The 6,886-nt window shown below is 70.3% G+C and carries 6 protein-coding genes and 1 pseudogene; 6 read left to right on the plus strand and 1 reads right to left on the minus strand.

Translation table 11 applies throughout. From position 1 onward, the window contains the following. The first annotated feature begins 32 nt into the window (after positions 1 to 32). The 6 genes from ACZ1IK_RS10880 (at position 33) to ACZ1IK_RS10905 (ending at position 6,516) form a co-directional block, all read left to right on the plus strand. On the plus strand, positions 33 to 758 hold the full coding sequence (locus tag ACZ1IK_RS10880) for a response regulator transcription factor (protein ID WP_060974075.1): 726 nt from the start codon (positions 33 to 35) through the stop codon (positions 756 to 758). Beyond that, positions 755 to 1,924 (plus strand): sensor histidine kinase, encoded by a 1,170-nt coding sequence (locus ACZ1IK_RS10885; RefSeq protein WP_060974076.1) that lies wholly within the window; start codon positions 755 to 757, stop codon positions 1,922 to 1,924. Before ACZ1IK_RS10880 ends, ACZ1IK_RS10885 begins: the two co-directional genes overlap by 4 nt. Positions 1,925 to 1,995: 71 nt before the next feature. Next, a complete protein-coding gene (locus ACZ1IK_RS10890; RefSeq protein ID WP_060775536.1) occupies positions 1,996 to 2,325 on the plus strand; it encodes a heavy-metal-associated domain-containing protein in 330 nt (109 codons plus the stop codon). 75 nt (positions 2,326 to 2,400) lie between these two features. Next, positions 2,401 to 4,638: a copper-translocating P-type ATPase gene (locus ACZ1IK_RS10895; protein WP_060974077.1), complete on the plus strand. Its 2,238-nt coding sequence runs from the start codon at positions 2,401 to 2,403 to the stop codon at positions 4,636 to 4,638. 59 nt (positions 4,639 to 4,697) lie between these two features. Continuing rightward, positions 4,698 to 5,372, plus strand: coding sequence for a DUF305 domain-containing protein (locus ACZ1IK_RS10900; protein WP_060974078.1), 675 nt, complete (start codon positions 4,698 to 4,700; stop codon positions 5,370 to 5,372). 88 nt (positions 5,373 to 5,460) lie between these two features. Continuing rightward, complete coding sequence (locus ACZ1IK_RS10905) at positions 5,461 to 6,516, plus strand: type II glyceraldehyde-3-phosphate dehydrogenase (RefSeq protein ID WP_002854314.1); 1,056 nt, start codon at positions 5,461 to 5,463, stop codon at positions 6,514 to 6,516. 106 nt (positions 6,517 to 6,622) lie between these two features. Here the strand turns inward: ACZ1IK_RS10905 and ACZ1IK_RS10910 are convergent. Then, positions 6,623 to 6,886: pseudogene (locus ACZ1IK_RS10910) on the minus strand (fructose bisphosphate aldolase); the annotation flags it as partial.

Consider the following 6,886-nt stretch of genomic DNA (forward strand, 5'->3'; position numbering starts at 1 on the left):
GCCGGGGCGCGAGACAGAGCGAGACTGGACCCATGAATTCTGGCACTGGCACTGGGACTGACACTGGGACTGGTCCGGCGGCCGGCCGGGTGTTGGTGGTCGATGACGAGAAGCCGCTGGCGCGCATGGTGGCCACCTACCTGGAGCGGGCCGGCTACGAGGTGGCCCTCACCCACACCGGCCCGGCCGCAGTGCAGGCCGCCCGGGTTCACGAGCCCGACGTGATGGTCCTGGACCTGGGCCTGCCCGGGCTGGACGGGATCGAGGTGTGCCGGCGGGTGCGGGCCTTCTCCGAGTGCTATGTGCTGATGCTCACCGCCCGCGGCCATGAGCACCACCGGTTGGAGGGATTGGCGGTGGGGGCCGATGACTACATCACCAAACCCTTCAGCGTCCGGGAGCTGGTCGCCCGGGTGGGGGCGGTCATGCGCCGGCCGCGCACAACGGTGTCAGCCCCCGAACCGGAACGGGTCTGCGGTGACCTGGTCATCGACCTGGCCGCCCACGAGGCCCGCGTGTCGGGCCAGGTGGTGCAACTAACGCGCACGGAGTTCGACCTGTTGGCCGCCTTGTCGGGGCGCCCGCACCAGGCCTTCTCCCGGCGCCAGCTGATCGATATCGTCTGGGACCCGGCCTGGGTGGGCGATGAACGGCTCGTGGACGTGCACATCAAGAACCTGCGCCGCAAGCTCGACGCGGACCCGGCCCGCTATATCGACACCGTCCGCGGGGTCGGCTACCGGATGGCGGAGCAATGACCGGCCGGCGGCGCTACCAAGGATTAGCGGCCCGGTTCTTCCTCGCCCAGCTGCTGGTGGTGGGGGCCAGCGTGCTGGCCGCGGTGGTGGTGGCCTCCCTGGCCGGCCCACCACTGTTCCACGAGCACCTGGAACAGGCCGGGGCCGGACACGATGCAGCCCAGGTGCTGCACGTGGAGCAGGCCTACCGGGACGCCAATTTCTGGACCCTGGGCGTGGCCCTGGCCACGGCCTTGATCTGTTGTCTGGCATTGACCTGGAATGTCGCCCGCCGGATCCAGAGTCCGATCAACGCCCTGACCCAGGCGGCCAAGGCCATGGCCGGTGGACGGTACGACACCCGCGTGCCGGCCATGGGCGCCGGCACCGAGGTGGAGGAGCTGGCAGGGTCTTTCAACACCATGGCCGCACGGCTTCAGCGCACCGAGGACACCCGTCGACGGATGCTCTCGGACCTGGCCCACGAGCTGCGCACCCCCGTCTCCGTGCTGACCGTCTACCACGAGGCCCTGCAAGACGGGGTGTCCCACTGGGACGAGCCCACCGGTGAGCTGATGGGCGAGCAGCTGGCCCGGTTGACCCGGCTGGTGGAGGACATCAACGACGTCTCCCGCGCCGAGGAGGGCCGGATCGAACTGGACCGCAGCCCCCAAGGGGTCAGCGGGCTGCTGCATGCCGCGACCGAGGCCCACAAGGAGGCCTACGCCACCAAGGGCGTGGCCCTGACCATGGACGCCGATCCGGGCCTGGCCGTGGACGTGGACCGCCAGCGCATGGGCCAGGTCCTGGGCAACCTGCTCACCAACGCCCTGCGCCACACCCCGGCCGGGGGCCGGGTCACCCTCGAGGCCCGACAAAGCCCGTCCGGGGTCACGCTCAGCGTCACCGACACCGGGGAGGGGATCTCTCCCGAGCACCTGCCGCACGTCTTCGAACGCTTCTACCGCGGGGACACCGCCCGCGACCGTGACCACGGCGGCTCCGGGGTCGGCCTGGCCATCTCCCGAGCTCTCATCCAGACCCACGGCGGCACCCTGAGCGCCACCTCCACCACGGCCGGGGCGACGTTCACCATCGACCTGCCCACCAAGCAGCCCCCCGACCAGCCCACCTACCGGCGCACCCGTTTATCCACCGTGAACACCGGCGCTCCACCCCTTGAATGATACCCCCAGGGGGTATATACCAAGAGGAGAGGCGCCGTCCGGCGCCGCCCTCAGACCTGAAGGAGACCGTCATGACCGAATCCGCCCGCACCCCGCTGCCGGGGGCCACCAACGGCTGCTCGTGCTGCGCCCCAGCCGCCGACGCCACCGCCCCCGCCGGGCGCCAGAGTGCCGACCCAACCGGGACGAGCGCCGGCGACGCGACCTACCAGGTGGAGGGCATGACCTGCGGACACTGCGTGGGCTCCGTCGCCGAGGCCGTGAGCGCCCTGGACGGGGTGGACGATGTCCGGGTCGAACTGGTCGCCGGCGGGGCCTCCCCCGTCACCGTGACCGGGCCCGCCTCCGCGGACTCCGTGCGGACGGCCATCGAAGCGGCCGGCTACCGCGTCCGGATCTAACCGACCCATCCCCTCGAGGTCGGCGCCCCACCGCCGAGCCGGTCGCCGAACAGACCGCCGAGCAGAAGGAACACCATGAGCACCCCGCACCACCACGATCACCCCACCGACCAGACCGCCGAACACCCAGACCCGAACCCCCACGCCGGCCACGCCAACCACACCGACCATGCCGCCCACCACCCCGCGGACGCGGCCACCCACGGGCAGGCCATGCCCCAGGGCCACGCCCACTCGGCCCTGGACGAGGAGCACCAGGTCCACGACCACGGTCAGCACGCCGGGCATTCCACCGCGATGTTCAAGAACCGGTTCTGGGTCTCACTGGTGCTCTCCATCCCGGTGGTGTTCTTCAGCCACATGGTCGGGCAGCTGCTGGGCTACCACGTCCCCGAGTTCCCGGGCTCGGCGTGGATCGCCCCGGTGCTGGGCACCGTGATCTACCTCTATGGCGGCATGCCCTTCCTGAAGGGCGGGCTGACCGAGTTGCGCGCCCGCCAGCCCGGGATGATGCTGCTGATCGCGATGGCCATCACGGTGGCCTTCGTCGCCTCCTGGGTCACGACCCTGGGCATCGGGGACCTGATGCTGGACTTCTGGTGGGAGCTGGCGCTGCTGGTGGTCATCATGCTGCTGGGCCACTGGATGGAGATGCGCGCCCTGGGCGCGGCCTCCTCCGCCTTGGACGCGCTGGCGGCGCTGCTGCCGGAGGAGGCCGAGAAGGTCGTGGACGGTGACACCATCACCGTGCCGATCACCGAGTTGGCCGTGGGCGATGTGGTGCTAGTGCGGGCCGGGGCCCGGGTGCCGGCCGACGGGACCATCCTCGAGGGCGCCGCGGAGTTCGACGAGGCGATGATCACCGGGGAGTCGAAGCCTGTGCTGCGCCAGGCCGGGGACACGGTGGTCGCTGGGACCGTGGCCACCGACAACACCGTGCGGGTGAAGGTGGCCGCCGTCGGGACCGACACGACCCTGGCCGGGATCCAGCGGATGGTCGCTGACGCCCAGGAATCCTCCTCCCGCGCCCAGGCGTTGGCCGACCGGGCGGCGGCCCTGCTGTTCTGGTTCGCCCTGGTCGCGGCGATCATCACCGCGATCGTGTGGACCGCGATCGGCCAGCCCACCGACGCGGTCACCCGCACCGTGACCGTGCTGGTCATCGCCTGCCCGCACGCCCTGGGCCTGGCCATCCCGCTGGTGATCGCCCTCTCCACGGAGAAGGCCGCCAAGTCCGGGGTCCTGATCAAGGACCGGATGGCCCTGGAGCGGATGCGCACCATCGACGTGGTCCTGTTCGACAAGACCGGCACCCTGACCGAGGGCGCCCACGTCGTCACCGCCGTCACCGCGATGCCCGGCGTGTCCGAGGCAGAACTGCTGGCGGTGGCCGCCGCGGCCGAGGCTGACAGCGAGCACCCCGTGGCCCGGGCCATCGTCACCGCCGCCGGGCAGCACCCGCAGGCCAGCACGTTGCGCAAGCGCGGCACGGACTTCAGTGCTGCCATGGGCCGCGGGGTGCGCGCCACCGTGGACGGCTCCGAGATCCTCGTCGGGGGCCCGAACATGCTGCGCGAGCTTAACCTGACCATGCCGGCGGAGATCACTGAGCACACCGCCTCCTGGACCGCGCGCGGGGCCGGGGTGTTGCACGTGCTGCGCGAGGGGTCCGTTATCGGCGCGGTCGCCGTGGAGGACAAGGTCCGCCCCGAGTCCCGGGCCGCCGTGGCCGCCCTGCACGCCCGCGGCATCAAGGTCGCGATGATCACCGGCGATGCCCGCCAGGTCGCCGAGGCCGTCGGGGCGGACCTGGGCATCGACGAGGTCTTCGCCGAGGTCCTCCCCCAGGACAAGGACACCAAGGTCACCGAGTTGCAGTCCCGGGGACTGTCCGTGGCCATGGTGGGCGACGGCGTCAACGACGCCCCGGCGCTGGCGCGGGCCGAGGTCGGCATCGCCATCGGCGCCGGCACCGACGTGGCCATGGAGTCCGCCGGCGTTGTGCTGGCCAGCAACGACCCCCGCGCGGTGCTGTCGATGATCGAGCTCTCCCAGGCCAGCTACACCAAGATGATCCAGAACCTGGTGTGGGCCACCGGCTACAACGTGCTCGCCGTGCCGCTGGCCGCCGGCGTGCTCGCCCCGATCGGGTTCGTGCTCTCCCCCGCGGTGGGCGCGATCCTGATGTCCGTCTCCACCATCGTGGTGGCCCTCAACGCCCAGCTGCTGCGCCGGATCGACCTGGACCCGGAGCACCTGGCTCCTCTCGAGCGCCCCCGGTCGCAGGCTGCCCTTCAACCCGCGACCTCCTGATCGCGCCTCTTGGCGCTAACTCTGATATGAACCCTCAACCCACTGTGGAAGGACCCACCATGAAACGCACCATGACGCTGACCGCCCTGGCCCTGGCCTCCGCCCTGACCTTGACCGCCTGCGGCACCGGCGCCCAGGACGAGAACGCCGGCGCTGAGGCCTCGGCCACCGCGACCAGCTCCGCCCCCGCCGCCACCCCTGCGGCCACGGCCACCGCGACACCGTCCACCACGGCGACCGGTTCGGCCGAGGAGGTCTCCGCCGAGCACAACGACGCGGACGTGATGTTCGCCCAAATGATGATCCCGCACCACCAGCAGGCCGTTGAGATGAGCGAGATGCTGCTGGCCAAGGATGACGTCCCGGCGGAGGTGGCCGCGTTCGCCCAGAAGGTCATCGACGCCCAGGGCCCGGAGATCGAGCGCATGAACGCCATGCTCACCGCCTGGGGCCAAGACCCCGTGGACACGGACGGTATGGAGGGCATGGACCACGGCGGGATGTCCGGGATGATGTCCGAGGAGGACATGGCCGCCCTGGAGCAGGCCCAGGGCACCGAGGCCGCCCGGTTGTACCTGGAGCAGATGACCGCCCACCACAAGGGCGCCGTGGACATGGCCAAGGACGAGGTCGAGGACGGCCAGAACCCGCAGGCCGTGCAGCTCGCCGAGCAGGTCATCGCCGACCAGGAGGCCGAGATCACCGAAATGCAACAGATGCTCGACAAGCTCTGAGCACCGTCGTCCGCTGCGGGCATCCGGTGAGACGCGGCTGGCGATAGACCCCGAAACCGGAACGGGTCCTCCAGGAAAGGAGACGAGCATGCAGGACAAGATCAAGGTCGCGGTGAACGGGTACGGGGTCATCGGCAAACGCGTCGCCGACGCGGTCCGGGCCCAGGAGGACATGGCGCTGGTCGGAGTCAGTGACGTCATCGCTGACTACCGGATCGCGACTGCGGCCGGGAAGGGTATCCCCGTCTACGCCTCTACCGAGCAGGCCCTACCGGTGATGGCGGATGCCGGCCTTCCCGTCGTCGGAGGCCTGCACGACCTGCTCGAGAACGTTGACGTCGTGGTGGACTGCACCCCGGCCCAGGTGGGCGCCGGCAACCTGGAGCTCTACCGTGCCCACGGGGTCAAATCCGTGTTCCAGGGCGGGGAGAAGCACGATCTCACCGGCCACTCCTTCGTCGCCCACGCCAACTACGCCACCGCCCTGGGCCGGGACAGCACCCGGGTGGTGTCCTGCAATACCACCGCCACCGTCCGGGCCCTTACCGCGCTGAAGGACGTCGGACTGCTGTCCAAGGCCCGGGGGGTGCTCATCCGCCGGGCCACCGATCCGTGGGAATCGGACCACTCGGGGATCATGAACACCATCGTCCCCGAGGGCCGAATCCCCAGCCATCAGGGGCCCGACGCCCAGTCGGTGGTCCCGGACCTGGACGTGGTCACCATGGCCGCCAAGGGAGCCCACACTCAGAACCACCTGCACTACTGGACGATCGAGCTCACCCGCCCGGCCGAGAAGCAGGAGGTGTTGGAGGCGTTCCGGGCGATGCCGCGGATCGCCTTCGTCCGGCGCTCGGACGGCGTCGTGGCGGTCAATAGCACCGTGGAACTCATGGAGGACCTGGGCCGGCCCCGGGGTGATATGTATGAGGTGGCCCTCTGGGAAGACATCCTCACCGTGGACGGCAACGAGCTGTACTACACCTACACGGTGGACAACCAGGCGATCGTCGTCCCCGAGAACATCGACGCGATCCGGGCCCTCACCGGAACCGTCGACGACGGCGGCGAGTCCATCCGGCGCACCGACCGCGCCTTGGGGGTGCGCCAGGACTTCGTGCGCTCCTCGGTGGCTGCCCGTTGAACTGCGCGGCAGACGCCGCTGAGGCGGTGCCCGGCCCCAGGAATGGGGGGTGGTCGGACACCGCTTCGGCGGCCGCAGACTACCGCAGCGGTCCTATGGCCTCCGGTCAGGTGCGAGAGGCCGTCGCGATCGCGTTGATGGCCTCATCCAACACCGCATTGAACTGCGCTGGGCTCTGGGCCGTACTCAGCCCTTCGGTCAGGGCGCGGGAGAAGCTGGCGATCACGCCGTGGTTGCGGGCCAGCAGGGTGGTGGCCTGGGCCCGGGTATAGCCGCCCGACAGGGCCAGGACGCGGATCACTCGGGGATGGTCCACGAACTCGCGGTAGAAGTCCGCCCGCTCCGGCAGCGTCACTTTGAGGATGACCGA

The sequence above is a fragment of the Micrococcus sp. CS26 genome (assembly GCF_055522295.1).